The following is a 25,572-nucleotide window of genomic DNA, read 5'->3' as shown; positions in this document are numbered from 1 at the left end:
GCCGATTCCTCGGCATGACGCGAGGCAAGTTGGCCGGTCTCGGCTGGCATCGTCTGCGCACGAAGATCACGCTGGTGTTCGTCGCCCTGATTCTGGTGGTGCTGGCGGTCATGCAGATGACAGCGAGCCGGGCGCTCAACGACGCGTCCTCTGCTCAGGTCGCAGAGCAACTTTCGGTCGGTCAACGCGTGTTCTGCCGGGCGCTGCAAACCAAGGCGGACGAACTGACGCAGGTCGCGCAGGTCGTCACGGCCGACTTCGGATTTCGTGAGGCGGTGGCACTGCACGACCCGGTGACGATGCACTCGGCACTCGAGAACGTGCGCGAGCGTGTGCATGCGGACGTGGCCTTGCTCGTCGATCTGAACGGCGAGGTGATCGCCGATTCGCGAGTGTCGGGCGCGGTGAGCGACGGTGACGACATCGATGCGACCGACCCGGCGCTACCCGGCACGCCGCGCGGCAAACTCAGAGGCAAAGCGGGCACCTCCGTCTCCGTGATCGGCATGCTCGGCGGCCGCGCGTATGAACTGGTGAGCGTGCCGGTCAAGGCGCCGCTGATTATCGGCTGGGTGACGATGGGCTTCGCACTCGACGACGCATTCGCGCGCGACATGCACGAGCTGTCGGGACTGGAGGTGTCGCTGGTGCATCGCGGTACGTCAGGTCAGTGGGAGGTGGTGGCGAGTTCGCTATCTTCGGCCGATCGCACCGACTTGCAGATGGCACTCACCCGGAACGTCATTCGCGTGACGGGGAAGGAGACGACGTCGCGCGTGAGCGGATATGCCGCGCGCGTCGTCAATCTGTCCGGCACGGACGCTCCCGTCGTCGCCGTGCTGCAACGCTCGTTGACGGAGGCGGCGGGTCCGTTCCGGCAACTGCGCTCGACGTTGCTCTGGCTGACGCTCGGCGGCATTGTGATTTCGGTGCTCGGGGCGGCGCTCATCGCGCGTAGCGTGACGCGCCCGCTGGCCGCGTTCGTGGATCTGGCACGACGCATCGGCAAGGGCGATTACGCGGCGGCCATTGACGTGCGACGACGCGACGAAACCGGCGATCTGGCGCGCGCGTTCGACCTGATGCGCAACGCGATTGCCGAGCGCGAGGAGCGAATTACCGAACTGGCTTATGTCGACACGCTGACCGGGCTGCCGAATCGCGCGGCGTTCAGCGAGCAGATGCAGGACGACATCATGCGTGCCTATCGGGGCGGTGCGCCGTTCGCCGTCATCCTCATGGACATGGATCGTTTCAAGGACGTGAACGACACGCTGGGGCATCACGTCGGCGATCACCTGTTGTGGGAGGCGGGGCACCGGCTGAGTACCGAGCTGAAGGCGTCGGGCTATATGGTGGCGCGTCTGGGCGGCGACGAGTTCGCCATTCTCGTGCGCGGCGGCGATCAGGCGGCGGCGCATCGGTGTGCGACGGGGCTTGCGAGCGCCCTCGATGCGCCTATCGTCGTCGACGGTCAGACGGTGGACGTTGGCGCGAGCTTCGGCATCGCCGTCTATCCCGATCACGGCTCGGACATGCACACGTTGCTGCGGCGTGCGGATCTCGCGATGTACGCGGCGAAGCGTTCGAATCTGGGTGTCGCGGTGTACGAGCCGGACACCGAGAGCCGCGACCGGGACCGCTTGTCGCTGATGAGCGATCTGCGTCACGCGATCGAGCACGGCGGGCTGTACCTCTGCTATCAGCCGCAAGTGGACTTGTCGGACGGCCGGGCCGTGCGTGTCGAAGCGCTGGTGCGGTGGCGGCACCCGAAGCGGGGGATCGTGCCGCCGGCGGAGTTCATTCCGTTTGCGGAGCAGACGGGGTTCATCCGCGTCATTTCCCGGTGGGTCGCGGCCGAGGCCATCGCGACGTGCGCCGCATGGCATGCGCGAGGGATTCCGCTCGGCATGTCGATCAACCTGTCGGCACGCGATCTGGTGGACGTCGATTTACCGGATTACCTGAAGCGGGTGTTGGACGAACACGCGCTTGCGCCGCATTGGTTGTGCGTCGAGATAACCGAGAGCGCGCTGATGGACGACCCGGAACAGGCGTTGATTACGATGGAGCGTTTGCATCGGATGGGCGTGCGTATTGCGATCGACGACTTTGGCACAGGCTATTCGTCGCTGTCGTATCTGAAGCGCATGCCGGTCGAGGAAATCAAGATCGACCGGTCGTTCGTGAAGGGGATGGCGCATGAGCAAAACGACACGCTGATCGTACGCTCGACGATTGCGTTAGGGCACAGCATGGGCATTCGCATCGTGGCGGAAGGCATTGAAGACGCCGCGACGCTGGAGAAGCTGCGCGCGCTCGGATGCGACTTTGCGCAAGGCTATTACCTGAGCAAACCGCTGCCGGAAACCGAGCTTGTCGACTGGGCGCAGGCATGGCAAAAGCCGGGGTGCGAGGCTGTATAAAAATTCAGTCTTTTGAAAGTTGAAATTTTGTCCTATCTTTTCATCGTCGCGCTCGCAGGGGGGGCAGTCGGACGGGCGACGATGCATCATCTCGACAAACTGACAAATTCATAACGGTTACCACGGCGCAACGATGTGAGGACATCATGAAAACAGTCGCGGTTCAGGCCAATCTGGACGAGACGGTGGATCTCGTCCGCAAATTCGCACACGATGAATTCGCCCGCGCTATCGGCGTAGAGGCACCCTCCGAGCAGGACGTCCGCGGCTTCTTACTGGATCGATTACGGTCGATGCGGATTCGTGCGGTAGAGCCCGGCGACGAGCCGACCGTGCAGCGCGTGTTCGATTGCGTCTACGTGATGCCGGTCTGCGTTCGATACGAAGGCATGCGCGTGATCGAAGCGCGCTTAGTCGTCATGCCAGACGCGCGCTATGCGATGAAGGCTTATATCCCCGTGTCGGATTAAGCTGCGGGTACCGCGTTTTCAACGTACGCCGGATAGCCCTTGCCTGCTCGACGATGCGGCGAGTGGCGAGCACTATCCGGTCAGTCCTACTTTCTTTGACGATAACGTCGGTGTTCGATCATGACACCGACGACCCGTGCCTGTTCCTGTTCGCTGTGGATCGTTGGGAAATCAGGGTTCAGCGGGACAAGATCGAACACTTCCATTCCCTCTGGCCCAAGTCCGCGAGGTCGGTATTTTTTGAACGTCGCTTCGTTTCGGGCATTAGTGGCCACGACGTAGTCCCCTGGAATGGGAGATAGGATCGGGTCGACAATAATCCGGTCTCCCTCCCTGAATTCCGGCTCCATGGATCGCCCATCGATTTCAAGCGCAAAGGCGCCGTCAGAAAGCACGAGATCCGTCAGCAGATACTCGAAGCCAGCGCCGGGCGGAAACGGCGTCACCGTCTCGTTCATCAACCCCGCCTGAATGCTGCTGATGAGCGGAATGCGGCGTGTGCCCACCTCTGCCAGCCGCACATTCGCCGCCCCCTCCATCGGCCCGATTCCGTCACGAAGCCATTCCGGCTCGACGCGAAGGAATCTTGACAATGCTTCGATCTGGTTCGCCTCGATCTGTGCTTTGCCGCCACTGAACCAGAGATGCACGGCCGCTGCGGTGACGCCGCCTGCTTGCGCAACCTCTTGCTTTTGACGAATGCCACGAAGGTCCATCGCATACTTCAGCCGGGCAGGGAAGCTCTCGGGGGGATACGCATTCAGGAATTTGGGTGAGGGCTTGGCGTGCTGAGCATGAAGTGAGGGAATGCGTTGCTTCCCACGTCCGGTGATCAACCAGAACATGTTGAAGCGATAACGTTCCTGAATTCGGGCAGCCTGGTCGTGGGCGATGTCCGTCACTTCGCGCGATAACCATGCAGCGGTAGCACCGGCGTGAAGCCCGACTTCAGCCTCAAACTGGCCCGGCGAAACACCTTCTGCAGCAAGCACTTCGGCGATACGGGCGGCAAGCCCGTCGTGGGCGCGGGTGACAGGACTTTCGACGTCGCGTGTTGAGTTCATGGTTACGCAGAGGTTATCGGCGCCGATACCGTCGATGCTCAACCATCACGCCGATGATTCGAGCCGGCTCGTTGGCGCTGTTAATCGTCGGATAGTCGACATTCAACGGAACGAGTTCGAAGATTTCGCGCCCGTCTTGACCGATGCCACGGGGACGATACTTCTTAAACGTGGCTTCTTCGCTTCCGTTTTTTGCAACGACAAAGTCACCGGGTTGAGGCCCGACGGCCGGGTCGATAATGATTCGATCCCCTTCCTTGAATTCGGGCTCCATCGATTGACCTTCAATCTCGAGCGCGAAGGCCTGTTCCGACAGCTTCAGATCCGTCAACAAATACTCGAATGCCGCGCCCAGCGGGAACGGGCTGATCGCTTCGGTCATTAGACCCGCTTGCACTCGGCTGATGAGCGGTATGCGGCGCAAACCCACATCGGCAGGACGCACGTTGGCGTTGCCGGGGTCGCTGCCAGCGACGATCTGGCCCTGACCATCGTCAATCCATGTCGCATTGATCCCCAGCTCGCGCTGGGCGATCAGACGACCCTGTTTCGAAACGCCGTTGCCACGGTACGCCCAGTTATTGATCGTCTGCTCACTCTGATTGAGTGCGCGTGCAAGATCGGCGACCGTCACAATCCCGGGCCGCACCTGCTTGGCCGCCTCGAATAGCCGTCGAAACGTCTCGTGCATCTCTTTTTTCATAGCGCGATCTTCGCTCAGCTAAACACAATGTTTATAAACATGTTGTTTGCTTTTTAAATAAACATGGTGTTTAATTTTAGCATGAACACGACTAAAACTGACCATCCCGACCGGACGCTCCACTTTCGGAGCGATTCGGTTGGGATCGCATAGACGGGAGCGCAATGGCACGAATTCGATCCGTCAAACCTGAGTTTTGGACATCCGAACAAGTCATGGATGTCTCTCGGGATGCTCGCATCCTATTTATCGGCATGTGGAATTTCTGCGACGACGCGGGGATTCACTCAGCCAACGAGAAACGCCTGAAGGCGGAAGTCTTCCCTGCCGACGATCTGACGACGGCGGATGTTCGTCGAATGGTCGACGAACTGCTACGTGTCGGTTTGCTCGCCGAGTACGAAGTTGCCGGTCAGCGATTCTGGATCGTTACGGGCTGGCATCACCAGAAGATCGATCAACCGACGTTCAAGCACCCCGGTCCGGACGGCACCGTCGCGTCGGGGGTCCCCAGGCGTCGGCAAGTTCGCGTGAAAGCGCGCGACTCGGCGAGTGATCGCGGCGTGGACGGCGAGCGTTCGGACAACGTTCGACGAATGTTCGGTGATCACCCGGCGAATGTTCGCCGAACGGACGCTGAGCGTTCACCCCCGGAAGGGAGAGGAGGGGAACGGAGTGGAATACCGAAAGGCAGCGGTGCTTCAGTCGTCGTAGACGATGAAGAAAAGTCGCGCGATGACGACCTCACGTCCGATGGTTATGTGCCGGAGACGGCGGCGCAATGGGCCACGTACTTCGGTGACGAGCAAGGCATTGGCATCGACCCGACCAGTGCGCACGAGCGAAAGCGCTTCGTGCCACTTGCGACGGCCTGGTGCAATGCCCGAGTGTCGCTCGGCCGCATGCGGGCCGCCATTGCCGAGGCGCAGGAAAAGGCGACCGAGGTCATTGTGTTTCTACCCGCCTACGTCGACCGTGTACTCGCCAATCAGGGGGTGCCACGTGCTTCGCCACGAAGTGTCGACAACGCAGCCATCCTTGCTGGCCTCGCCGGTCACCCCTTGGAATACAACCATGAATACAACGCCTGCACCCTCGACGTCGATGCGCATTTCGTCGCCTGATTGGCCACGCGACGCGGCACCCCAGCGGCTCATCGAGCGTTTGTTCACTGTGCTTGGTCATCGCTACGGTGCCCGGCTTGCGGACATGTGGCGCGGCGGAGATCCGTCGAAGCCGGACACTGTCGCGCGGCATATTGATGGCGTGAAGCGGCAGTGGGCGCTTGATCTTGCCGATCTGACGCCCGCCGAGTGGCAACGCGGTATCGAGGCTTTGCGTGATCGGCCGTACGTGCCGACATGCCCGGAATTCCGGCTGCTTTGCCGACCGCGCCAACAGGTCAACGAGTTGCTGGACCTCGCCATCACGCAGCTCCATCGACGGGACACCGACGGCTCCGACGTTTGGCCCGACCCCACGCTGTTCTGGGCTGCGCAACGCGTCGGCGGGTATGACATGCGCACGCTTGGCCGCACTGAGCTGCTGAAGCGATTCACGGCGGCGCTGGAGGCCCTAAGACAAGAGGGCATCGTGCCGCCGGTCCCCCCGAAGGCGCTGGCGCTGCCGGCGCCCGGTAAGGCGACGACGGACAAGGTTTCGGCCAGGGCGATGCTTGCTGCGTTGCTGGCTGGACGTCCAGGGCGTATGCGGGACGTGTTGGGCAATGGAATCGGCAATGGAATAGGCAATGGAATGGGAATGGACAATTTTTACGGGGAAACCGACCAATGAACGAAGCATTTCAGGACACTCGACAGGCGCTACATGTGGCGTACCTCATCCTCTCGTTGCCGCCGCGTCAGAAAGCGACGTTCCGAAGCATGCTCATCCAGGTCATGGAAGCAGTAGACAAACCGACGAAGGGCCAGGAATCGTGGTTGAACCAGCTGCGCGGTCCGCAACGCGACTTTGATCCGGATCGGCTGACGATGGAAGAATTCCGCGCGCAGTGCGCCATGATCACTGCGGCTGCGCGCACCCGTTTGCCGTCGCCCGAGTACGCGGCAGTACTCGCACGCTTCGCACACGGCGACGAAAAGATTCAGGGCATCAGTGCGCTTGCCGTCTGGTCGCGCAAATCCAGCGGCATTACGGCGGTTGCTCTGCTGCGGGATCTCGCTGCGTGGAACTATCTTCCTCGTACTAGAAGGGAGGGGACGTCGATCCGTGAACTGGCCGAACGCCACAAGGTGTCGAAGGACAAGGCGTTTCGGGCGGCCAAGTGGATGGCGACACACTTCACGGAGCTGGAAAACATGGCCGTCGCACGACTCGAAGTCAGTTTTGTGCGGCACGGTGTCGTGCCGCCGGTAAGTGATGCATCCTACGAATTCTCGTCATTCGCTGCGTAATAAGGACTACTAAAAAAAGTGCTTGCACTCTTGCGACAAAGCATCTAATATTTGCCCATACTCACCGCAATTGCATCCAAGGCCCGCTCAACGCGGGCCTTTTTCATTGGTGAATCGAAACAGACCACTCTCCGGGATAGTCCATGAATAACAGTTCGACAGGGGGATATCTGGCTCCGGTGCAGTCGACGCCGCCGATCGAAGATTCAGCGCTGGAGGATTTTCTTCGGACGATGATCGCGGGCGTGACTGGGCTAGACGCCAATTTTGTTCTTTCGCTTCCACAGTCGCTGACGTCGACGCCTCCTGAATCCGGCGTCAACTGGTGCGGCTTCACCGTGTCCGGCTTCCAGTCGGACGCAAATGCGGGTCTGTTGCACGTGCCAGCCGACGACGGCAGCGACACCTACGTTCGGCACGAAGACATCGAGGTCAAGTGCCAGTTCTACGGGCACAACGCCAGTCAATATGCCCGGACGTTGCGCGACGGCTTGTACGTGCCGCAAAACCGCGAGCAGCTACAGCTCAGCGATTTCGGCCTTGTCGACACCTCCGGCATCGTTTCCGCACCTGGTGTGGTCGACCAGCAGGTGCAGCGACGCTGCGATATCAGTATGTTCCTGCGCCGTAAGGTGACGCGTACCTATCGGGTATTGAACCTCGCGTCGGTGCAAACGTCGGTGGTGAGCGAGCGCTAGGCCTGACAACCGAAATCTCGCGCACGACTTTGGAGGACGCTTCCTCCGCAATTCTTGTCGCTTCACTTCATTTCACTGCGCTGGCGAAGCGCGATACCCGATTCGCGTCAGCCAGACATTTTCGTTTCAAGCCCGCTTAGGCGGGCTTTTTTTATGGGGATCACGATGTCCAACGGATTGCCGGTTTCACGGCTGATCAACGTTACGATCAACATGTCGCCACTGGCGGCACAGGGTGCGAACCTGAACACCGCACTCCTGCTGGGTGCGTCGAGCGTCATCGACGCTGGCGAACGCATGCGTACCTACGGTGCGATTGCAGACGTCGCGGCCGACTTTGGCACGACCGCACCTGAATACCGGGCCGCCGCGCTGTATTTCCAGCAGACGCCGCAGCCGTCCACGCTTTGCATCGGTCGATGGGCGAAAACGGCGGCCTCCGGCGTGCTTCGCGGCGGTGTGCTCTCGAGCACCCAGCAGGCGATGACGAACTGGACGTCGGTCACGAGCGGCGCTTTCAAGGTGAATGTCGACGGAATGGCAAAGACGGTCTCCGGTCTCGACTTCTCGGCGCAGACGAACCTGAACGGCGTTGCGACCGTGATCAACGGCTCGCTGACCGGTGCGACGTGCACCTGGAACGGTTCGAAGTTCGTCATCACGTCGAACAGCACCGGCGCAACATCGGCCGTTGGTTATGCCGAGGCCCCCGCGAGCGGTGTGGATATTTCGGCCCAACTCGGGTTGACGTCGACGTTGGCAGGTGTGCCGGTGCAGGGCATTGCGGCCGAATCGCCGACGGATGCCGTTGCCATCTTCCTCGATCGTTTCGCGAACCAGTTCCTGGGTCTCGCGTTCGCCGACACCGGTGTGACCGACGACCAGCACGTCGCGGTGGCCGCCCTGATCGAGGCCGACCAGAAGCATCTCTATGCTGCGACGACGCAAAATCCGCAGACGCTGGACACCACGGTCTCGTCCGATCTGGCGAGCCGGTTCAAGGCGGCCAAGTTCAAATACAGCTTCACGCAGTATTCGAGCGCGACGCCTTACGCCGGTGTGTCGCTGTTCGGCCGACTCCTGACGGTGGACTTCAACGCGAACAACACCACGATCACGCTCATGTGGAAGCAGGAGCCCGGGATCGTGGCGGAGACGCTGTCGACGACGCAGGCCAACGCTTTGCAGGCGAAGAACTGCAACGTGTTCGTCAATTACTCGAACGACACCGCCATTGTGCAGACCGGTGTGACGCCTAGCGGCATCTTCATCGACTCGGTCTACAACGCGATCTGGTTCCAGAACCGTATTCAGACCGACGTGTACAACCTGCTTTACCAGAGCCCGACCAAGATCCCGCAGACGGATGCAGGCAATTCGCTGATCGCGACAGTCATCGAATCGTCGTGCGCGGCGGCCGTCAACAACGGTTACCTCGCGCCTGGCGTGTGGAATTCCGGTGGATTCGGTGCCCTCAAGCAGGGCGGCGCGCTCTCCAAGGGCTACTACGTGTACACGCCCTCGATCGCAACGCAGGCCCAGTCGGACCGTGAGGCGCGCAAGTCCGTGCCGTTCCAGATCGCGGCCAAGGAAGCCGGGGCGATCCATTCCGTCGACATTCTCGTCAACGTCAACCGATAACAGGAGCCAAATATGGCCACTTATAGCTTTCAAGACGTTCAAGCCGCCATCGTGGGTCCGGGTGCAGCCTTCTCGATTGGCGCGGGCTCGGCCACCTCGGATGAGGGTATCTCCATCGAAGCCGGCGGCGGCAAGAACACCATGACGGTGGGCTCCGACGGCGAGGTGATGCACTCGTTGCATGCCGACAAGTCCGGCACGATCAAGGTGACGTTGCTGAAGACCAGTCTACTCAACGCATTGTTGCAGGCTGCATTCGACGTGCAGTCGCTTAGCAGTGCTCTGCACGGCAAGAACATCATTACGGTGTCCAACGCCGCTTCGAGCGACCTTCATGTTTGCCGCGACTGCGCGTTTGCCAAGAAGCCCAGCGTGGTCTACGACAAGGCCGGGGCCAAGATGGAGTGGACGTTCGACGCGGGCAAGATCGATTCGATTCTGGGGACGTACTGATGCCCTCCGAAATCGAGATTCGCCAAGTCAAGTACCGCATCGGCAAGCTCTCGGCGATGAAGCAACTGCACGTGTCGCGCAAGATTGCGCCGCTGGTGCCCGCGCTTCTGCCGATCATGCTGGAACTGGCATCCCCGAAAGGGGATACGCCGGTTCCGGCGGGCGCAGGCGATGTGACGCAAGGCGCAGGGGGCGACGGCAGCGCGCTGCTGTCGCAGCCCCGATTGCTTCAACCGTTCGCGGACGGTCTGGCCAGTCTTCCGGACGATCAGGCGGAGTACGTGATCGGCGAATGCCTTGCCGTCGTGCAGCGCTTCCAGGGGAATGCGTGGTTTTCGATCTGGTCGCCTGCCGCAAAGCTGCCGGTCTACGACGACATCGATCTGTCGATCATGGTCGAGCTGTCCGTGAAGGTCATCGCGGATAGTCTCGGCCCTTTTATTGCCGGGTGGCTTACCAGCCCCGCGAGTCACCCATCGGCGATGGCGTAGCTTGGGCGCAGCTGCCGGGGAGTGAGGATTGGTTGCTCGCGCCTGTACTCGCTGGCTTGTGCAAGTACGAATCTTTGCTCGACGGCACGCTAAGCCTGCACGACATGGCCCTGATGAATGATGCCTTGGCTGTGCGCAACGACAACCGCGCACAAGCCGAGCGCATGAGGGAGAACGACAATGGCTGATGAGCCGACGGTCATCCGGGATTTTCTCGTCACCCTGGGATACAAGGTCGACGAGAGAAGCCTGAAGACATTCAAGGACGGTGTCGAGGGTGCGACCAAAGGTGCTGTCCAGATGGTGGAGACGATCGAAAACGCTGCCGTCAAATTGGGTGTGAACCTCGCCGCCTTTGCGTCGAAGATGGAGGGGGTGTATTTCGCTTCGCAGCGCAGCGGCGCGACGGTTGCCAATCTGAAAGCCCTGGAATTTTCGGCCAAAAATCTGGGTGTTTCGTCCGAGACGGCGCGCAACAGCGTTGAGGCGCTTGCACGCTTCATGCGCAGCAATCCGGCTGGCGAGAGTTACATCAAACGTCTCGGCGTGCAGACACGCGACGCCAACGGGCAGCTGCTCGACACGGTCGACATCATGGCCAGTCTTGGCGGCGCTCTGGCCAGCAAGCCAGCCAAGGTTGCGGGTGAGTACGGCAGCGCGCTAGGTATCGACGAGGGGCTGATGGCGGCCATGCGTGGTGGCGAGTTTGGGAAGTCCATCGAGCAATACCGCAACCTGACCGCGCAGACCGACTTCGACGGGGCATCGCGAGATTCGCACCGCTTCATGCTTTCTCTGCGAGAGCTTGAAGCGGTTTGGGACGGTTTCGTCACGCGGCTTGAAGGTAGTTTGATTCAGCGCCTCGGGCCAAAGCTCGACGAGTTTCAAGGCTGGTTCCAGCGTAACGGGCCGCTCATCGAGCAGCGTGTCGGCGATGTTGCGATGGCCGTCATTGGTGCGGGTGAGGCAATCGCGCCGGTAGTGGGTGGGCTGTTCGACCTGTTCGTCGATCTCGACAAATCGACCGACGGCTGGTCGACGAAGATTCTCGGTGGTGTGTTTGTCCTTCGCGCACTCGGTGCCTTCCAGTTGGTTGGGGGCGTTTTCAAGATGGCCGAGGCGCTTTTCGCAGTGGGGCGCGCGGCAGCGACGGTGAGCGGTATTTCCGGAGCCGCTAGCGCTGCCGCAGCGGCAGCCGGTGGTGCCGCGGCGGGTGGTGGCGTCGTTGGTGGGCGGATCGCCGGGTTGTTGAGTCGCGCCGCGCCGTTTGCGCGTATCGGCGGGGCGCTCGCGCTGCTGTTTCACAGTGAAGGGCTAAATCAAGGCGAGGCGGAAGATCTCGCACGCCGCCGAAAACTCGGCATGACCGTCTCGAACCCTGACGGTACGACGTCGAATGTTCTGCCGCCTGGTGTCTTGCCGCGAGGCCCTCACAACATCACCTCGGGCAACACCCGCTTCGGTCGGGGGGAGGTGGCGAAGGTCGCAGACGATTTTGCCGACTTCGTGATGTCCGACGACAGCCTGCGTGCCAAAGGGGATTTGCTGCGCGGTCAAGCGCGTCGTGGTCTGAGCGCCGTACGGGGTGCCATTAACCGGGCACCGCTTGCCGGGAACGATGCCGGTGCGTATGTCGGGGCAATGGTGAAGCGTTTTGGCGTTGGCGACGATCAGGCGCTCAACATGCGCGACCCTAATGTCATGGCCGGTCTGACGGCGGAAATTACCCGGCAAGAGAACGGACGCAATCCGTTCGCGCCGGACACTTTTCTCGGTGCCGCCGCCAGCGGTGGCCCGCGTCAAACGATCATCACGCAAAACAATCAGACCAGCATCAACGTGTCCGGTGGCGATCCGCAGGCGACAGGGCGCGCGGTGCGCGACGAGCAAGCTGGCGTCAATCGAGAACTCACTCGCAATCTACAAGGTGCGCTGTTATGAACATCCTCGAATTCTTCGATGTCATGACGATCATTCCCAAGTCGCTTGACGAGATCCGGATCGGCGTCACCATCGAGGAGACTTACACCGACGACTTGATGTTCACGCAGAACCCGGTGGAAAAGGGCGCGCCGATCACGGATCACGCGTACAAGAGTCCACCGAAGGTGGTGATCAAATGCGGGTGGTCGAACGCCGATTATGCGGCGCTGAAGGCATCGGGCGCGGTCTCCCAATTCCCACAGGGATCGACAACGCAGTCGGGTTACATCGATACCGTTTACTCGCAGCTTCTAGCGCTGCAAGCAAGCCGGAGGCCATTCCGTGCGGTGACATCGCGCCGGAATTACGACGCGATGTTGCTGACCAACCTGAGTGTGACGCACAACGATAAGACAAGTGACGCGCTGATGCTCACGGCAACGCTGCAGCAGGTCCGCATTGTGGAGACGCGGGCGACAACACTGCCGCCTCGCGACGATCAGGCCGACCCGTCTCGCACCGCCGAGACACAGAACATTGGGTCGAAGCAGGCAACACCGGCAACGCCGGCACCGGGCGGTTCAGTCGCCCCGCAATGACATGGCCAATTTCTACGAAATCCCGTTCTCGCCAACCCCTCAGGCATTTCGCGTCACGTTGTCGGGTGTCGAGTACTCGCTGACCGTACAGTACCGAGCGGCGGATAACGCCGGATGGATGCTGGACATCGCGGACGCGAATGGTGCGCCGATCCTCGGTGGTCTGCCGCTCGTGACCGGAACGGATCTGCTGGCGCCTTATGCCTACCTCGGGCTCGGCGGACGTCTCTGGGTGCAAGGTGCGGGTCATCCGGACAACACACCAACGTTCGATGATCTGGGTGTCGGATCGCATGTTTTCTGGGTGACGGACTGATGACCGAACAATATCTTCGAAAGGCATCCCTCATCATCGGCGAGAAGGCTGGCGATGCCCTCGACCTGTCGGACTTACGCTTCGCATTCGATGTGAAGCGTGGTGACAGTCAAACGCCGAATAGCGCGCACATTCGCGTCTTCAACATGAGCCCGGACACGATGACGCGCGTGCAAAAGGAGTTCAAGCGCGTCGTGATTCAGGCTGGGTACAAAGGCAATTACGGGCTGATCTTCGACGGGACCGTAGTGCAGACGCGACGCGGCCGCGAGAGTGAGCTAGATACGAAGCTGGAAATCACCGCAGCCGATGGCGATGCCGCGTACAACTTTGCCGTCGTCAATACGACCCTGGCTGCGGGATCGACCGCACAGGATCATTTCAATGCGGTCGCGAAGTCGATGGTGCGGTATGGCGTGGGCGTGGGGTACACGGCCGGATTACAGTCGAACCCGTTGCCTCGTGGCAAGGCGATTTTCGGCATGGCCCGCAATTTCATGCGAGGGGTTGCGCGGGCCACGCAGACGACCTGGAGCATTCAGGACGGGCAGATCGTGGTCATCCCCGAAACCAGTTACATGCCTGGCACGATCCCGGTGATCAACGCGGATACCGGCATGCTCGGCATGCCGACGCAAACGCAGAATGGCATCTCCGTGAAGGTACTGCTCAACCCGAACGTCAAGATCGGCACGCTCGTTCAGCTCGATAACGCTGCGATTCAGTTGAGCGAACAGAGCCTTGTCCGTCCGGATGCCAAGCCGGATGCCAAACCCTCCGGCGAGAGCGTTCAGAAAAGCCGTCTTGCTTCGAGCGAGCTGTATTACGTCACCGTGGCCGAACACCACGGTGATACGCAGGGCGCCAATTGGTACACAGAACTGACGTGCATCGCGGCCGATCCCACGGTCATCCGGTCATCGGCGCTGCTCAATCGCCCGATGTTTAGCGCTGTGGAACCCGCACCGAACGCGGTCAAGAGTCACGGTTAGCAAACTCGCCGTACCGGAATCGCTCTCTGAGTGTCCGGTACGGCGGGACCACAAGTTTCTCTACCTGAGTTTCCCCATGAATCGACAAGAGCGCGTTGGCGACCCCAACGAGATGCTGCTGCTCGCGATGCGAGGCGCGCTGTCCGAAGTATGGACGGCGCTTCCGGGCGTTATTCAGTCGTTCGACGCCGTCGCGATGACTTGCACCGTGCAGCCTGCGATCCAGGTGCGGGCGCGTGGCCCGGACGGCACAGAGAGTTCGCTCTCGTTGCCCCTGCTGGTCGACTGTCCCGTCCAGTTCCCTGCGGGCGGCAATTGCACGCTGACATTTCCCGTCACCCCGGGCGACGAATGCCTGATTGTCTTCGGCTCACGCTGTATCGATGGCTGGTGGCAGTCGAGCGGCGTGCAAGCGCAGGCGGAGCCGCGCATGCACGACCTTTCCGACGGCTTTGTGCTGTTGGGCACGCGATCGCGTCCGCGAGCGCTCTCGGGCGTGAGCACTGCGTCGGCGCAGCTGCGCAGCGACGATGGCGCAACCTTCATCGATCTGAATCCGGTAACGAAAAAAGTCAGCATCGTTGCCCCCGGCGGGCTTGACGTCGTTACGCCATTGGCCACGTTCTCGAAGGCCGTCACGATTGGCGGCCTGTTGACCTTCATCGGTGGCATGGTCGGAAGCGCCACGAGTGGTGCTGCGGCCGTGTTTAACGGCGTGCTGAATGTTCTTGGCCAGATCACGGCTAACGGCAAGCGTGTCGACGACACGCATACACACAACAACGTGCAACCCGGTTCGGGTAATTCCGGCACGGTGAACTGACCATGAGATATCGAAAACTCGACGCTGACGGCGATTACGTCCTCGGCGGGGCCGCCGCATTCCTGGCGAATTCGCCGGAAGCGGTGGCGCAGGCTGTTACGACCCGCTTGCGACTGATCCGTGGCGAGTGGTTCCTCGACACCACGGTCGGCATGCCTTGGGACAAAGTGCTCGGCAAGCACACTCAGGGTGCGGCAGACAGCGCCATACGGACGTGCATTCTCGGCACGCAGGGCGTCGTCGAAATCACCGACTACTCAAGCCGCCTGGCGCCCGACACCCGGGCAATGACAGTGACCGCAACGATCAACACGATCTACGGCACAACGACGATACAGGAAACGCTGTGACCATCACGACAACCGCTCCCACCATCGATGCCACTGGCATCCACTCGCCGACCTACGCCGACGTGCTGGACTTCCTTCAGACGCAGTTTCGCGCGATTTACGGTCAGGATGCCTACCTTGAGCCGGACAGTCAGGATGGCCAGTTCCTCGCCGTCATCGCATCCGCCATCAATGATGGCAACAGTGTCAGCCTCGCCATTTACAACAGCTTCAGTCCGGCGACGGCGCAGGATGCTGCGTTGTCGAGCAATGTGAAAATTAACGGCATTGCCCGGCATGTGGCGTCGTACTCGACCAGCGACGTGCTGCTCGTCGGTCAGGCGGGCACGACGATCACCGACGGGCTGGTGCAGGATGCGAACCAGATTAACTGGGCGCTGCCTCCGACGGTGACTATCCCGCCATCCGGGCAGATCACGGCAACGGCGACCTGCACGAAGATCGGGGCAATCGACGCGCCCGCCGGGGCTATCGCCAGGATCATGACGCCCACACGTGGCTGGCAGACGGTGACGAATCCGTCTGCCGCTGCGCAGGGGGCACCCGTCGAGTCGGACGCTGCGCTGCGCGCTCGTCAAAAGACGTCGACCGCGATTCCGTCGCTGACGGTGTTCGAGGGGACGATCGGTGCCGTCGCCAATGTGCAGGGTGTGACGCGATGTGCCGGTTATGAGAACGACACCAATGCCACTGACGCGAACACGTTGCCGCCGCACACCATCTCGTTGGTGGTGGAGGGGGGCGACGCGACGGCTATCGCGAATGCGATTGCAGCGAAGAAGGGGCCGGGCGGCGGGACATACGGGACGACAGCTGTCAGCGTCAACGATGTGTACGGGCGTCCAATCGTCATCCGGTTCTATCGGCCCGTGCCTCAGGCGATGACGGCAGTGGTGCAGTTCAACGCCCTTGCCGGGTTCACCACGGCCATTGGTCAGTCGGTTCAGCAGGCCATCTCGGACTACATCAACGCTGTGGCGATTGGCGGCGGCACACCAGGCGTCGTCGAGTGGGATGCGTGCATTGCGGCCGCCAAGAGCGTGCCGGGGGCGACCACGTTCAAGATCAAATCCCTCACGTTGAGCGGCCCGGCTGGGGCTGGCTCCCCGGACGTGCCACTTGCGTTCAATCAGGCCGCAACGTGCACGCCCGCCAGCATCACTTTGACACCGGTTTGATATGGCTGACATTACCGATTACACCGGAAAGATCACTTCCGAGCATGCCGACAAACCGCGCTATGCGGCGATGGTTCTTGCGGTCACGCAGTGCTTTGTCGACGTGCAGAATGCGCTCGCGAGCCTGCCGACGAACTTCGACCTGGATAGCGCGGTTGGCGTGCAACTGGACGCGATTGGTCTATGGGTCGGCGTTTCGCGCAACATTAAAGCCCCTTTGGCTGGGGTGTATTTCTCGTTCGATATCAAAGGAGTCGGGTTCGACCAAGGGGTTTGGAGAGGGCCATTCGATCCCGATACCGGGGTTGTAGCGCTCGACGACGATACCTATCGCCTCGTGCTTCGCGCTCGCATCGGTGCGAATCACTGGGACGGAACGTTGGCGGGAACCGCTGGCATCCTAGGACAGATTTTTCCGACCGGTGCTGCTGTGGCGGTGCACGCTTTGGGCGAGCCATTCGGAATGGGGGACGGGGCGACGAAGGCATTCCAGATTCAGTACCAGCAGCGGCCGGTCCATCAGGTCACAACAGCGACCTTGTTCCGCAATGACTGGCAGGGCAATCAGCGGCTTTACGCGACATCCCGCACGAATTCGCTACAACAAAGCGGTTCGATGACGACGGCACCGTGGTCGTCAACGGTCCCGGGATATCTGGGGGCGCGGACGTCATCGACCGCGATCGCGGCTCCGGATGGCACCGCAACGCCTGTGACCGTCATCAACGTCACCAACAACAATCTCGCTCTGCGTCAGACTGGGCTCTCAGTGCCAGTGGGGACGCGTACGGCTAGTCTCTGGGTTTATGTTCCCTCGGGCCAGCCTGGCGTCACTGGCTTCAAGCTATCGGTCGATTGGAATGACATCGACAACGGAAGCTCATCGGCGGTATCCACGTCGTTTGATCGCTGGGTCAGGCTGTCGAGTACGGCAAGCGTCACCGCCGCGCGTACTCAACTCGATTTCAACCTCACCGCGCAATCGTCGAACTTCCCAGTCGGTTCGGTGCTGTATGTCAGCTTTGCCCAAGACGAACCAGGTGCAGTAGCGACGAGCTACATAGCAACGACTAACGCGGCAGCGTCGGTGACTGACTACAGTCTGGGCGCTACTGGCGTCACAAAGATGACCGTGCCGCCGCCCGTGGGGGCGACGCTGACGTGGTGTGGTGACGGCATTCAGTACCCGAACGGAACGTATGCCTTCGTGCAGGACAATCAGGACATGTCGATCACCGTTGGCATTGCCGGGCAGGTGCCGTCAGCATTGTTCCTCGCGCTGCTGTCTGGTGGATACATCCCAATTAAGCCCCAAGCGGTGCGCGTGAACTACTACCTCACGACATCGAAGCCAGGTACACCGATTTTTGGCTTCGATATGTCCAACGGCTACGTGAACGGCTTCGATGTCGGCGCGTGGGCTGTCCCACTCTGATTCTCAATCGAATTCGATTCCGCCGCCTTCGGGCGGCTTTTTTTTTGGATAAATCATGCCCACAAACGATTTTCTCGCGTTCGCATCCGGTGCCGGCGCAAACGTAACTGCGCAATCTGACTATGCCGCGATGACCACCCTCGGCAGTGGTTTTTTGTCGGGGACGGCTCAATCGGCACAGGTCAACAAGGTGTTGCGCCAGGCCAGCATCATGTCGGCGGTTCTGGCGCAGTTCTCTGTCGATCTTACGGGCAGCAACGCGGTCGATGACGGCACGACAGCATCCCTTCTCGCGACGTTGAAGGCTGCGGTCTCGGCGCAGTCAGTTGGCGTCGTCGGCACGTCGCGCAACGCGAAGATGTACATCGCAACGGCCGGGACGACGGGTGCTTTCACGGCGGAAGAAGTGATTCTCGAAACGGCGCTCGGTGGCCAGCGCTACTGCCTCGCGAATGTGTCGGATACGTTCAACCTGACGACGGATATGGACACCGGCACCGCGCCGGTGTCGGGCTTCGTCGCGCTTTACAAGCTCTACAACCCGACGACGAAGGCCAGCATCCGGCGTATCGTCAATGCCACGAGCGCCATTGCGCCCGAGATCTACGCAGGCGCAGCGCCACCGGCCGGTTACACCGTTTCGGCGCTCGTCGCAGTTATGCCGACGAATGCTTCGGGTCAATTTCCGGTGTGTTCTCTCGCAGATCGGACTGTGTATTTCGCGCCCAAGGCGGCCGCTACGATCGGAACGTTCCCAGCGAATTTCTTGGGATATTCGGTAGCTTCGGCGATTCCGCCGAAAGCCAAGGACATGGGTTTCATCTTCACCTATAACAACGGCTCGACCGGTGTGACGATGGGCTTTGACGTGGCAGCAGACACGAACGGATTGGGGCAGGCATCTTTCGTGACGCAGTACAGCGCTGCGAACACGTCGTCGAATGCGCGTGTTCCGATCGTGACGCCGCAGACGGTGTGCGTGAAAGGCAGTGGCTCGGGTTCGCCGACGTTCCAGATCAACGCAACCTCCTATTCCTTCTGAGGTGAAAAATTGTCGGCAGCTACTGTATGGGTCGAATTTTCCGACGTTTCGGAATCGAATGCACTCTCTGTCATGGGGCATCCGGCTGACTCGCCCCTGTTCGATGGGCGTCACGTTGTCGAAATGACGCCGGACGATCCGCGCTACGTCACATTTTTCAAAGAACGGCCGGCGGAAGCACGGGATTTCATGGTGCCGCCGTCGGCATCGGGTGACTGACCACATTCCTACTTCACAGATCAACACCCTCAGTTCGTAGGGAAATCACATGCCAAGAATCGACGCCGTCACAGCGGGCGGCAGGAATGCACTCGCCTTTTGGGACACGCTCGCGGTTAATGAGCACACAGTCGTCGGGCTCGCGAATTCTGACGATGGATACAACGTGATTGTCAGTGGCACGCCGCAGCGTCCGACACTTTTCACGAGCTATCAGGATCACCCGCGCATTCTCGTTACGGCCAGTGACAAGAACGGCGTCTCGTGGATCGTCAACGGAAAGCCGCTGCAATCAACTGCGGCAGGGCATTCCCGACGGCTCGCGCGGTACTTCGACGCATACCGCCCGATGCTGCACCTGAGGTACTTTTTACCGCGCAGCCAAGATCTGATTGCACTGCGCCAAACGCGCGAGCAGGGCGCCATGCCAGACATTTGGGCAGCCGCATTGCAACTGCCCTCGCCAGGTGCCGAAACATCTGGGCGAGCCTGCCCGTCGCGGGCTATGGGCGACACGAAAACACCCTCGACTCGCTGCTTGCTGCTTATCGGCGTGCGGGTGGAGTCATTGTTTCGTAACCGGGGACCGATTGATGGAACACCAAAAGACAGCCTGGACGATCTTGTGCCTGCTCGTACTAGGCGCAGCTATGGGACTCGGGAAATTACTCGTCAGTGACGAGGTATTGACGTGGCGGTTGGTCGTCGGCCGCGCGATCTTGGGGGCCGGCGCATCGATGATCGCCGGTGTGGCGTTGATTCAGATCCCGGACATTCCGCCGTTGGCCCTGCTGGGCATCGGCGGCGTGCTCGGTACGGTCGGCGCGCAGTTCATCGAGTTGCAGCTGAAGCGTCGCGCAGGATCGTTTCGAAGCGGGAAGGGGTGAGCGATGGGAGTGACGTTCTCATGCTCGTCGGGCTGGCGAGCGCTGCGATTGAAAAAACGGAGGGGGCATGGCTCGGATTGACTTGGTCATGGCAAGTGACCAGAACGTGTGCGCGTTTCTCGACATGCTGGCGTGGTCCGAATTCACATCACGCATCGCAGGTTCAGACGACGGCTACAACGTGATCGTCGGCGGCGGGACGTTCACCAGCTACGCAGACCATCCGAGGAAGTCGGTGTGGATCTCGCGCTTCAATGTGTGGTCGACGGCGGCTGGGCGGTATCAACTGCTCTCGCGCTATTACGACGTGTACAAGCGGCAATTGGGCCTGCCGGATTTCTCGCCCGTGAGTCAGGACAAGATCGCGATACAGCAGATTTGCGAGCGCGGTGCGCTGCCCGACATCATGGCAGGAAGGATCGAGTCAGCGATTTCGAAGTGCAGGAACATCTGGGCCAGCTTGCCCGGTGCGGGTTACGGTCAGATGGAACACGCGCTTGCGCCGTTGCTTCAGCAGTATGCGAAGGCCGGAGGTGCAATGTGATGTGGTTCGATCCTCGCCTGTGGGGCGGGCTATTGCTCGCCATCGTGCTGGCTGCTGGCGGTGGCTATTGGAAGGGGCGCCACGATGCCGGTCAGTCGGCTACGGTTGCTGAACAAGTGAAGCAGATCGACGACCTCACTGCCGCCAACAACCTTTATCGCCAGACGACGCAAACGCTGGCCGGGATATCGATCGATGCAAAAAGATCTGCCGATGCCGCGAATGCTGCCGCTCGTACTTCTGATCTCGTCGCTGACGAGCTGCGCAAGCAACTCGGCCAGTACGTCGTTGCTGCACGACGTTCCTCCGCTGCCAGCGGAAGCGCGCCAACCGATGGGGGAACAGATCCCCTCGATATGCTCTCAGGGCTGCTCAATCGGACTGACGAGGCTGCGGGAGCGCTCGCTAAATTCGCTGACGATGCCCACGTCGCAGGACTTGCCTGCGAGCGCAGCTACGACGCGTTGACGAAAAAAGATAATTAAAGTGATCAAAATATATAAAAAGATATCTATTATTATCTTTTTGATGCGTTATTTTGAGGGCTTAACTGGACACTCAGCCGCCGAGCAATGAAAGCGCGTAGTCAAAGACCATCGACTTGACTTTGAGTACGCCGATGAGGGCGCTGGCACCGACGGCACACTTTGCGCCAAGATAAGCGAGGGCTGCGAGGGGCGTGATCAGTCTCCAGATTTCCGTGAGTGGTTGAGGATAGATGCTTTCGACGTGTTGCCAGAATAGCGAGCCTCGAACTCTCGGTCATCGGAGATAAATCGCAGTTCCCCGGTCGACACGCCCGCAATGGCCAAGGGCGGAGCCACCGTCGAATGAGCCGCTTCCTGTCAAGCGCGTCTCACTTACGCCGAGGTGCGATCGTCGAGTACTGGCACGCGACCGTACTGAAATAGAACCTTAGGCTCGTCCATCGCGCCAGTCTCGGGATCGATCTGAACTTCGTAGGCAGCTACGCCAGTATGTCGATCTCGCATCGCGTGCGCGACACGCACCGCGCCTACGCTAGTGCCGACCGGCCGGGCTTCTAAGGGCAGCAGATCGCCGCCGGTCCCTTTACGGAACGGAATGACAATAAATCGGGTGGCGTGTGGATTTCGCATACTGTCCTCCCTCGTGATCGGGGTGAGGATGGTAGGCTAGCATAATGAACTGTATAAAAACACAGTATTTGCATTAGTGAAATTCAGATGAATCGACGGCCATCAACCCCTGCAGCAGGCACGGCCAGACGATGTAGAACTGCTCTTCGATGGCCAGAGACCATAGATGCAGCCATATCTTCGTGTCGGACGACGTATCGAAGTAGCCAGCGTCGTTCCAGACGTTGTTTGTAAGTGGTGAAAAAGATAATCAAAGTGATCTTTTTATCTTAAATGATAATTTAAATTATCGAGATATGGGGACTTAACCGTGCCGCCATGAGGTAACCCGTGTAACGCACGGCGACGCCAGAAGGTCCTGTGCGTGCTTAGGCTTCGTAGCTGAGACAGATTAGTCGCTTTGGCCTTTCCCACCATTCATCTCAGTCAGCGCCATGAGCAATGTCGCGCATCTTCGGCGTCCGCTTGAGTAAAGCGAGGCTGGTCGTCCATTCTTTCCAGGGACTGCATTCTTAGACGATCAGCAGGCGCCCGAAGGCGACCGCGTGATCAACATGCGGCCCTACCACGCTGGGCGAATCGTATAGGCATGGCGGAAGTAGGCGCGGCCAAATTGGGTCGGCTCAAAGTGCTTGCCGACCCGATGTATCAACTCGCGTGCGAGCAACGCATTGATTACCGCGTCAGAGGGTTGCTTCGGGTTTTTTTCCGCAATGAGTTGAAGCGCCGCAGTGATGGCTTGTGCTGAAAGGGCGAGCATATTCGCTCCTGTAGAAGTTTTATGACCCTGTGCGCTGCGCTTCGATAGAGCTGCTCAGTTGGGTGATTTGCGCTCGGTGGCGCGCCGACGTAGCCACTTACCGATGGGACCGTGCTGCGCATGCGCGGACGCTTCAGTCCGATTGCTCAGACAAATCGCACGGGCGATCGACCCGAAAGAAAGAAACCGTGCCGCGTCAGCAGGCACGTACCCGGAATACAAGAACCAGTTGGGAGATGCGCCCATGGGGTTACGCCTCCAACGACGCCTTGTTAATAAAACCGTCAATCAACGTGCGACCAAACTCATCGCCAGCGCGTCGTGCATTGCCGATGGAGTCGAACAGAACGGTCTCAAGTCGAAATACCCGTGATTCCGACGGCGGAACGCTATCTATGGACGCGTTCGGCGTGATGCGTACGGATACAGCCAACAATCTTTCGTGCTTGCGGCTTGCTTGCGGGGTGTCCGGGTCCAGAAACACCAGGATTTCCAGGTTAAAGCCTCTGTATGACGGTGATGTGTGCGACATGTTTCCTCCGGCACGGCGAGCATCTCCACATCGCCGTACGACTACGGCGATGTGAGCGAGCGATAAGGGAAGACGCTAAGCAGGCTTGATGTTGGATGCCTGCAAGCCTTTCGGGCCGCGTGTGACGTCGAAGGAGACGTGCTGATTCTCTTGCAGGGTGCGAAACTCCGTGCGCCCTTGAGGTTGAATTTCTGAGAAATGGGCGAAAAGATCATCCCCACCGTCGTCCGGGGTGATGAAGCCAAAACCCTTGCTGTCGTTGAACCACTTCACAATACCGGTGCTCATGTGAACCCCAGGTTTTCCCTGCGAATAGTCATCGCGGAACGCGTGACTGGGCGCAAGTGGCGGACAACCAAGAAATTCAGAGATCGGAAGTGTCTAGCAATGATCGATGAGATCGACGCTTGATCGATAAACGTCAGACTTGATGTTCGATATATCGCTTATACGCCCAATGCATCGAGGACTCAATGCATATTGTGTAAGTGTTCCCCGAGCTGTCCCGCCTTGGCATTGCGCCAGTTTCTTGACCTGCCCCCTGAATAGTCCGCAGACGGTGTAGAGTCCGCTCCAAGGAAGGGGAACGGAAGTGAAGAAGCGATTCAGCGAAGAGCAAATCATTGGCGTGTTGAAGGAAGGCGAGGCGGGTCTCAAGCCGGCCGAGCTGTGCCGTAAATACGGAATTTCGCGTCGCTGATGTGGCTGCTTTCGCTTCATGTGGACGAGCAACAGCGCGCATGGCGGCGAACGAATTCGATTGGATTATTGAGCAGGCCGAGCGTGCGACGCTATCAGTGGACGAACCTGCATGATCCAATGTCAGTTCGTTATATCGCGATTCCAATGGCCTTGATCCCATAGGGGGCCGAAGGAATAGGATTCGACAGCTGGATGCTAACTCCGGGCTGCGGAATTCAAACCTAAGACGCACGATTTCAAGCTGGTGGTTTTGCGGCGATCCGGATCTTGTCCATCGGCACGACGCGAAACTCGCGCTCGCTCATGTCTTCGGTGAGTTTCAACATGAGCGCCTTGTCCCCGACGACTTTTACCAGCTTCCATTCGATATCGGGTTGCTCAAGGAAGTATGCTTTTGCCAGCGTCGAGTGTGTGGGGTCTACGTGCACTCGTGCGACGGCCGTGCCAATGGAGCTTGAAGCGAAGATAAATAAAGTCAGGACCGCGAGTAGCGCGTGGCCCCAAATGTGTTCGGAAAAAATTGGCTGCCCCTGTCGCAATCGCTGTTTCGCATGAGCAGCGAGGGCTCCGACGACGACGCCGTAAGTGACCAGGAACACCACCAGAAAAAAAGTCGAGGCGATGGCGCCTTTGTAAATCCCGCTTGTGAGTGTGACAAGCCAGAAAAGGCCGGCAGCGGCGACGCCCGCAATGAGGAAAGCCTTGTTGTCGTTGAGCGTTTGTTGTATTGCCGCGCCCCAAATGCCCGCTATTACAAACATGGTGATGATCGGTGCGGACAGCACGAGCAACGCGGGGGTGCCCAGCATTTCAGCGGCCCATGGGGCTCCCAACTCTCCGAAGTACGATCGCGCGAACAAATATCCGATGACCGAGAACAGGGCCGTTCCGAAGACCAAAGACCCGGTCAGCATCCCAACGATTTCAGCAATCGTAAGCTTTCTGACTTCGGGTTGCGTGTTTGTCAGTTGCATTGCGGTGCTATCCATGCGTTCGCCCCGTTGCGGTAAGCGTAAGGTGATGTTGAACGGCTCTTTATCTGGGCGCTTAGTGTATTGCCTCGCACACAGCTTTTGCAAACTGACGCATCCGTCGTGCCGATCATGACCTTCGCGTCATGTCCATTGGCATCCGGCTTGCGTCCGGTGCGATTCAGGTAGATCGAATTCGTCGAGCGCTGCATTGATTTGCGCCGTTTCCTATTGATAGTTCCGCACCCACTCGCGTAACGTTCAGTCCCTTCAACGCAACTTGATATGCGTTTTATACGTGAGGTGACGTGACGCTCTATTACGCAGTGGTCGATGGCGATCCACTGACCAGCCATTCCGATAGTCGCGTTTTCGCTAGCGGCAGGCGATGCACTGTCGAAGACGCCAGCGGAGCGCGCCGAGGAATTGTATTCATCGGCGACGCTGCATGGTGTGCTGCGTGCAAGCGTGAGGGCGTTGTGATTGGCGGCGCCGGCGTTCGCGATAACAGGCGCATGAAGGACATGACATCTGGGATGCGCCGTCAAGCGGTGAGCGGCGATTTTGTCCAGTGCGGCTGTGACCGGCAGCCCCAGATTATTGCCGTTCATGGGCGAAGATTCGCCATAAATGATGTTTCGAGCATTGAGGGCGCCGCGGCTACTGATTCGGCATTGAGGGCACAAGGTGTGTCAGCGGTAGGCGATGGCGGATTGCCTCGAGAATCGCCCATATCATTCGACGAGCAGTTTGTTCTCAAAGACCACCGAAGCGGAGAGCCTATGGCTGGGGTCCGTTATCGAATTCGTAGCTCGACACAG

31 protein-coding genes and 1 pseudogene are annotated in these 25,572 nt (G+C 59.8%); 24 read left to right on the top strand and 8 right to left on the bottom strand.

The features are described from left to right. The first annotated feature begins 14 nt into the window (after positions 1-14). On the top strand, positions 15-2,426 hold the full coding sequence (locus ACIQWO_RS07560; protein WP_402821313.1) for a putative bifunctional diguanylate cyclase/phosphodiesterase: 2,412 nt from the start codon (positions 15-17) through the stop codon (positions 2,424-2,426). Positions 2,427-2,572: 146 nt separating this feature from the next. Continuing rightward, entirely contained in the window at positions 2,573-2,896 is a 324-nt protein-coding gene (locus ACIQWO_RS07555; RefSeq protein ID WP_402821310.1) for a hypothetical protein, read from the top strand. An 86-nt stretch (positions 2,897-2,982) separates the two neighbouring features. On the opposite strand, the gene ACIQWO_RS07550 is transcribed toward ACIQWO_RS07555, so the two are convergent. Together ACIQWO_RS07550 and ACIQWO_RS07545 are read right to left on the bottom strand one after the other, a co-directional pair. After that, entirely contained in the window at positions 2,983-4,002 is a 1,020-nt protein-coding gene (locus ACIQWO_RS07550; RefSeq protein ID WP_402821307.1) for a LexA family protein, read from the bottom strand. Beyond that, positions 3,974-4,663, bottom strand: coding sequence for a LexA family protein (locus ACIQWO_RS07545; protein WP_402821304.1), 690 nt, complete (start codon positions 4,661-4,663; stop codon positions 3,974-3,976). The genes ACIQWO_RS07550 and ACIQWO_RS07545 overlap by 29 nt, the downstream gene beginning before the upstream one ends. Positions 4,664-4,878: 215 nt before the next feature. Here ACIQWO_RS07545 and ACIQWO_RS07540 point away from each other — a divergent pair, with 215 nt between their 5' ends. The 21 genes from ACIQWO_RS07540 (at position 4,879) to ACIQWO_RS07440 (ending at position 21,153) form a co-directional block, all read left to right on the top strand. Then, complete coding sequence (locus tag ACIQWO_RS07540) at positions 4,879-5,787, top strand: hypothetical protein (RefSeq protein WP_402821301.1); 909 nt, start codon at positions 4,879-4,881, stop codon at positions 5,785-5,787. Next, a complete protein-coding gene (locus ACIQWO_RS07535) occupies positions 5,738-6,457 on the top strand; it encodes a hypothetical protein (RefSeq protein ID WP_402821298.1) in 720 nt (239 codons plus the stop codon). Before ACIQWO_RS07540 ends, ACIQWO_RS07535 begins: the two co-directional genes overlap by 50 nt. Further along, positions 6,454-7,077 (top strand): hypothetical protein, encoded by a 624-nt coding sequence (locus ACIQWO_RS07530; RefSeq protein WP_402821295.1) that lies wholly within the window; start codon positions 6,454-6,456, stop codon positions 7,075-7,077. Before ACIQWO_RS07535 ends, ACIQWO_RS07530 begins: the two co-directional genes overlap by 4 nt. 179 nt (positions 7,078-7,256) lie before the next feature. Next, complete coding sequence (locus tag ACIQWO_RS07525; RefSeq protein WP_402821292.1) at positions 7,257-7,775, top strand: LIC_12616 family protein; 519 nt, start codon at positions 7,257-7,259, stop codon at positions 7,773-7,775. Between the two features lie 165 nt (positions 7,776-7,940). Continuing rightward, positions 7,941-9,416, top strand: coding sequence for a DUF3383 domain-containing protein (locus ACIQWO_RS07520; RefSeq protein WP_402821289.1), 1,476 nt, complete (start codon positions 7,941-7,943; stop codon positions 9,414-9,416). A 12-nt stretch (positions 9,417-9,428) separates the two neighbouring features. Continuing rightward, positions 9,429-9,869: a phage protein gene (locus ACIQWO_RS07515; protein WP_402821286.1), complete on the top strand. Its 441-nt coding sequence runs from the start codon at positions 9,429-9,431 to the stop codon at positions 9,867-9,869. Continuing rightward, complete coding sequence (locus tag ACIQWO_RS07510; protein ID WP_402821283.1) at positions 9,869-10,360, top strand: phage tail assembly chaperone; 492 nt, start codon at positions 9,869-9,871, stop codon at positions 10,358-10,360. Before ACIQWO_RS07515 ends, ACIQWO_RS07510 begins: the two co-directional genes overlap by 1 nt. A 32-nt stretch (positions 10,361-10,392) precedes the next feature. Beyond that, the gene (locus ACIQWO_RS07505) at positions 10,393-10,548 is read left to right on the top strand and encodes a DUF6889 family protein (RefSeq protein ID WP_402821280.1); all 156 of its coding nucleotides are present in this window, start codon (positions 10,393-10,395) and stop codon (positions 10,546-10,548) included. After that, positions 10,541-12,301, top strand: coding sequence for a mannosyl-glycoprotein endo-beta-N-acetylglucosamidase (locus ACIQWO_RS07500; RefSeq protein WP_402821277.1), 1,761 nt, complete (start codon positions 10,541-10,543; stop codon positions 12,299-12,301). Before ACIQWO_RS07505 ends, ACIQWO_RS07500 begins: the two co-directional genes overlap by 8 nt. After that, positions 12,298-12,882: a phage baseplate protein gene (locus ACIQWO_RS07495; protein ID WP_402821274.1), complete on the top strand. Its 585-nt coding sequence runs from the start codon at positions 12,298-12,300 to the stop codon at positions 12,880-12,882. The genes ACIQWO_RS07500 and ACIQWO_RS07495 overlap by 4 nt, the downstream gene beginning before the upstream one ends. A gap of 1 nt (position 12,883) precedes the next feature. Next, the gene (locus tag ACIQWO_RS07490) at positions 12,884-13,198 is read left to right on the top strand and encodes a phage baseplate plug protein (protein ID WP_402821271.1); all 315 of its coding nucleotides are present in this window, start codon (positions 12,884-12,886) and stop codon (positions 13,196-13,198) included. Then, positions 13,198-14,190 carry a phage protein gene (locus tag ACIQWO_RS07485; RefSeq protein WP_402821268.1) on the top strand — a complete coding sequence of 331 codons (993 nt, stop codon included), beginning with the start codon at positions 13,198-13,200 and terminating at the stop codon, positions 14,188-14,190. The genes ACIQWO_RS07490 and ACIQWO_RS07485 overlap by 1 nt, the downstream gene beginning before the upstream one ends. A 76-nt stretch (positions 14,191-14,266) precedes the next feature. Then, a complete protein-coding gene (locus tag ACIQWO_RS07480) occupies positions 14,267-15,013 on the top strand; it encodes a Gp138 family membrane-puncturing spike protein (RefSeq protein ID WP_402821265.1) in 747 nt (248 codons plus the stop codon). A gap of 2 nt (positions 15,014-15,015) precedes the next feature. Beyond that, a complete protein-coding gene (locus ACIQWO_RS07475) occupies positions 15,016-15,363 on the top strand; it encodes a hypothetical protein (RefSeq protein ID WP_402821262.1) in 348 nt (115 codons plus the stop codon). After that, a complete protein-coding gene (locus tag ACIQWO_RS07470) occupies positions 15,360-16,541 on the top strand; it encodes a baseplate J/gp47 family protein (protein WP_402821259.1) in 1,182 nt (393 codons plus the stop codon). Before ACIQWO_RS07475 ends, ACIQWO_RS07470 begins: the two co-directional genes overlap by 4 nt. 1 nt (position 16,542) lies before the next feature. Then, a complete protein-coding gene (locus tag ACIQWO_RS07465; protein WP_402821256.1) occupies positions 16,543-17,976 on the top strand; it encodes a DUF2612 domain-containing protein in 1,434 nt (477 codons plus the stop codon). Between the two features lie 55 nt (positions 17,977-18,031). Continuing rightward, the gene (locus ACIQWO_RS07460) at positions 18,032-19,018 is read left to right on the top strand and encodes a hypothetical protein (RefSeq protein WP_402821253.1); all 987 of its coding nucleotides are present in this window, start codon (positions 18,032-18,034) and stop codon (positions 19,016-19,018) included. A gap of 268 nt (positions 19,019-19,286) precedes the next feature. After that, a complete protein-coding gene (locus tag ACIQWO_RS07455; protein WP_402821250.1) occupies positions 19,287-19,916 on the top strand; it encodes a hypothetical protein in 630 nt (209 codons plus the stop codon). Continuing rightward, on the top strand, positions 19,888-20,124 hold the full coding sequence (locus ACIQWO_RS07450) for a holin (RefSeq protein ID WP_402821247.1): 237 nt from the start codon (positions 19,888-19,890) through the stop codon (positions 20,122-20,124). Before ACIQWO_RS07455 ends, ACIQWO_RS07450 begins: the two co-directional genes overlap by 29 nt. A gap of 88 nt (positions 20,125-20,212) precedes the next feature. Beyond that, entirely contained in the window at positions 20,213-20,668 is a 456-nt protein-coding gene (locus ACIQWO_RS07445; RefSeq protein WP_402821244.1) for a glycoside hydrolase family 104 protein, read from the top strand. Then, positions 20,668-21,153 carry a DUF2514 family protein gene (locus ACIQWO_RS07440; RefSeq protein ID WP_402821241.1) on the top strand — a complete coding sequence of 162 codons (486 nt, stop codon included), beginning with the start codon at positions 20,668-20,670 and terminating at the stop codon, positions 21,151-21,153. The genes ACIQWO_RS07445 and ACIQWO_RS07440 overlap by 1 nt, the downstream gene beginning before the upstream one ends. A gap of 375 nt (positions 21,154-21,528) precedes the next feature. Here the strand turns inward: ACIQWO_RS07440 and ACIQWO_RS07435 are convergent, their stop codons facing one another. The 4 genes from ACIQWO_RS07435 to ACIQWO_RS07420 all read right to left on the bottom strand — a co-directional run bounded on the left by ACIQWO_RS07435 (position 21,529) and on the right by ACIQWO_RS07420 (position 23,366). After that, positions 21,529-21,786 carry a hypothetical protein gene (locus ACIQWO_RS07435; protein WP_402821238.1) on the bottom strand — a complete coding sequence of 86 codons (258 nt, stop codon included), beginning with the start codon at positions 21,784-21,786 and terminating at the stop codon, positions 21,529-21,531. A gap of 562 nt (positions 21,787-22,348) precedes the next feature. Continuing rightward, the gene (locus tag ACIQWO_RS07430) at positions 22,349-22,546 is read right to left on the bottom strand and encodes a hypothetical protein (RefSeq protein ID WP_402821235.1); all 198 of its coding nucleotides are present in this window, start codon (positions 22,544-22,546) and stop codon (positions 22,349-22,351) included. A gap of 250 nt (positions 22,547-22,796) precedes the next feature. Then, positions 22,797-23,078, bottom strand: coding sequence for a hypothetical protein (locus ACIQWO_RS07425; RefSeq protein WP_402821232.1), 282 nt, complete (start codon positions 23,076-23,078; stop codon positions 22,797-22,799). Positions 23,079-23,153: 75 nt separating this feature from the next. Further along, complete coding sequence (locus tag ACIQWO_RS07420; protein ID WP_402821229.1) at positions 23,154-23,366, bottom strand: cold-shock protein; 213 nt, start codon at positions 23,364-23,366, stop codon at positions 23,154-23,156. A 304-nt stretch (positions 23,367-23,670) separates the two neighbouring features. On the opposite strand from ACIQWO_RS07420, the pseudogene ACIQWO_RS07415 reads away from it, so the two are divergent. After that, positions 23,671-23,769, top strand: a pseudogene (locus ACIQWO_RS07415) (transposase); the annotation flags it as partial. Positions 23,770-24,016: 247 nt separating this feature from the next. On the opposite strand, the gene ACIQWO_RS07410 reads toward ACIQWO_RS07415, so the two are convergent. Next, on the bottom strand, positions 24,017-24,754 hold the full coding sequence (locus tag ACIQWO_RS07410) for a hypothetical protein (protein ID WP_402821226.1): 738 nt from the start codon (positions 24,752-24,754) through the stop codon (positions 24,017-24,019). Continuing rightward, a complete protein-coding gene (locus ACIQWO_RS07405) occupies positions 24,745-25,362 on the bottom strand; it encodes a hypothetical protein (protein ID WP_402821223.1) in 618 nt (205 codons plus the stop codon). The genes ACIQWO_RS07410 and ACIQWO_RS07405 overlap by 10 nt, the downstream gene beginning before the upstream one ends. Positions 25,363-25,572 lie beyond the last annotated feature (210 nt).

It is taken from the genome of Pandoraea sp. NPDC090278 (assembly GCF_044772185.1).
GTDB lineage: Bacteria > Pseudomonadota > Gammaproteobacteria > Burkholderiales > Burkholderiaceae > Pandoraea.
This window is presented reverse-complemented; position numbering and strand designations above follow the sequence as displayed.

What these genes read in the sequence shown, in the direction of transcription:
- ACIQWO_RS07440 (WP_402821241.1), top strand. Translation starts at nt 20,668, where the DNA reads ATGTGGTTCGATCCTCGCCTGTGGGGCGGGCTATTGCTCGCCATCGTG.
- ACIQWO_RS07495 (WP_402821274.1), top strand. Translation starts at nt 12,298, where the DNA reads ATGAACATCCTCGAATTCTTCGATGTCATGACGATCATTCCCAAGTCG.
- ACIQWO_RS07425 (WP_402821232.1), bottom strand. Translation starts at nt 23,078, where the DNA reads ATGTCGCACACATCACCGTCATACAGAGGCTTTAACCTGGAAATCCTG.
- ACIQWO_RS07450 (WP_402821247.1), top strand. Translation starts at nt 19,888, where the DNA reads ATGGGACTCGGGAAATTACTCGTCAGTGACGAGGTATTGACGTGGCGG.
- ACIQWO_RS07490 (WP_402821271.1), top strand. Translation starts at nt 12,884, where the DNA reads ATGGCCAATTTCTACGAAATCCCGTTCTCGCCAACCCCTCAGGCATTT.
- ACIQWO_RS07520 (WP_402821289.1), top strand. Translation starts at nt 7,941, where the DNA reads ATGTCCAACGGATTGCCGGTTTCACGGCTGATCAACGTTACGATCAAC.
- ACIQWO_RS07485 (WP_402821268.1), top strand. Translation starts at nt 13,198, where the DNA reads ATGACCGAACAATATCTTCGAAAGGCATCCCTCATCATCGGCGAGAAG.
- ACIQWO_RS07530 (WP_402821295.1), top strand. Translation starts at nt 6,454, where the DNA reads ATGAACGAAGCATTTCAGGACACTCGACAGGCGCTACATGTGGCGTAC.
- ACIQWO_RS07555 (WP_402821310.1), top strand. Translation starts at nt 2,573, where the DNA reads ATGAAAACAGTCGCGGTTCAGGCCAATCTGGACGAGACGGTGGATCTC.
- ACIQWO_RS07420 (WP_402821229.1), bottom strand. Translation starts at nt 23,366, where the DNA reads ATGAGCACCGGTATTGTGAAGTGGTTCAACGACAGCAAGGGTTTTGGC.
- ACIQWO_RS07410 (WP_402821226.1), bottom strand. Translation starts at nt 24,754, where the DNA reads ATGCAACTGACAAACACGCAACCCGAAGTCAGAAAGCTTACGATTGCT.
- ACIQWO_RS07515 (WP_402821286.1), top strand. Translation starts at nt 9,429, where the DNA reads ATGGCCACTTATAGCTTTCAAGACGTTCAAGCCGCCATCGTGGGTCCG.
- ACIQWO_RS07445 (WP_402821244.1), top strand. Translation starts at nt 20,213, where the DNA reads ATGGCAAGTGACCAGAACGTGTGCGCGTTTCTCGACATGCTGGCGTGG.
- ACIQWO_RS07460 (WP_402821253.1), top strand. Translation starts at nt 18,032, where the DNA reads ATGCCCACAAACGATTTTCTCGCGTTCGCATCCGGTGCCGGCGCAAAC.
- ACIQWO_RS07455 (WP_402821250.1), top strand. Translation starts at nt 19,287, where the DNA reads ATGCCAAGAATCGACGCCGTCACAGCGGGCGGCAGGAATGCACTCGCC.
- ACIQWO_RS07535 (WP_402821298.1), top strand. Translation starts at nt 5,738, where the DNA reads ATGAATACAACGCCTGCACCCTCGACGTCGATGCGCATTTCGTCGCCT.
- ACIQWO_RS07545 (WP_402821304.1), bottom strand. Translation starts at nt 4,663, where the DNA reads ATGAAAAAAGAGATGCACGAGACGTTTCGACGGCTATTCGAGGCGGCC.
- ACIQWO_RS07500 (WP_402821277.1), top strand. Translation starts at nt 10,541, where the DNA reads ATGGCTGATGAGCCGACGGTCATCCGGGATTTTCTCGTCACCCTGGGA.
- ACIQWO_RS07510 (WP_402821283.1), top strand. Translation starts at nt 9,869, where the DNA reads ATGCCCTCCGAAATCGAGATTCGCCAAGTCAAGTACCGCATCGGCAAG.
- ACIQWO_RS07465 (WP_402821256.1), top strand. Translation starts at nt 16,543, where the DNA reads ATGGCTGACATTACCGATTACACCGGAAAGATCACTTCCGAGCATGCC.
- ACIQWO_RS07405 (WP_402821223.1), bottom strand. Translation starts at nt 25,362, where the DNA reads ATGAACGGCAATAATCTGGGGCTGCCGGTCACAGCCGCACTGGACAAA.
- ACIQWO_RS07560 (WP_402821313.1), top strand. Translation starts at nt 15, where the DNA reads ATGACGCGAGGCAAGTTGGCCGGTCTCGGCTGGCATCGTCTGCGCACG.
- ACIQWO_RS07430 (WP_402821235.1), bottom strand. Translation starts at nt 22,546, where the DNA reads ATGCTCGCCCTTTCAGCACAAGCCATCACTGCGGCGCTTCAACTCATT.
- ACIQWO_RS07475 (WP_402821262.1), top strand. Translation starts at nt 15,016, where the DNA reads ATGAGATATCGAAAACTCGACGCTGACGGCGATTACGTCCTCGGCGGG.
- ACIQWO_RS07540 (WP_402821301.1), top strand. Translation starts at nt 4,879, where the DNA reads ATGGATGTCTCTCGGGATGCTCGCATCCTATTTATCGGCATGTGGAAT.
- ACIQWO_RS07435 (WP_402821238.1), bottom strand. Translation starts at nt 21,786, where the DNA reads ATGCGAAATCCACACGCCACCCGATTTATTGTCATTCCGTTCCGTAAA.
- ACIQWO_RS07480 (WP_402821265.1), top strand. Translation starts at nt 14,267, where the DNA reads ATGAATCGACAAGAGCGCGTTGGCGACCCCAACGAGATGCTGCTGCTC.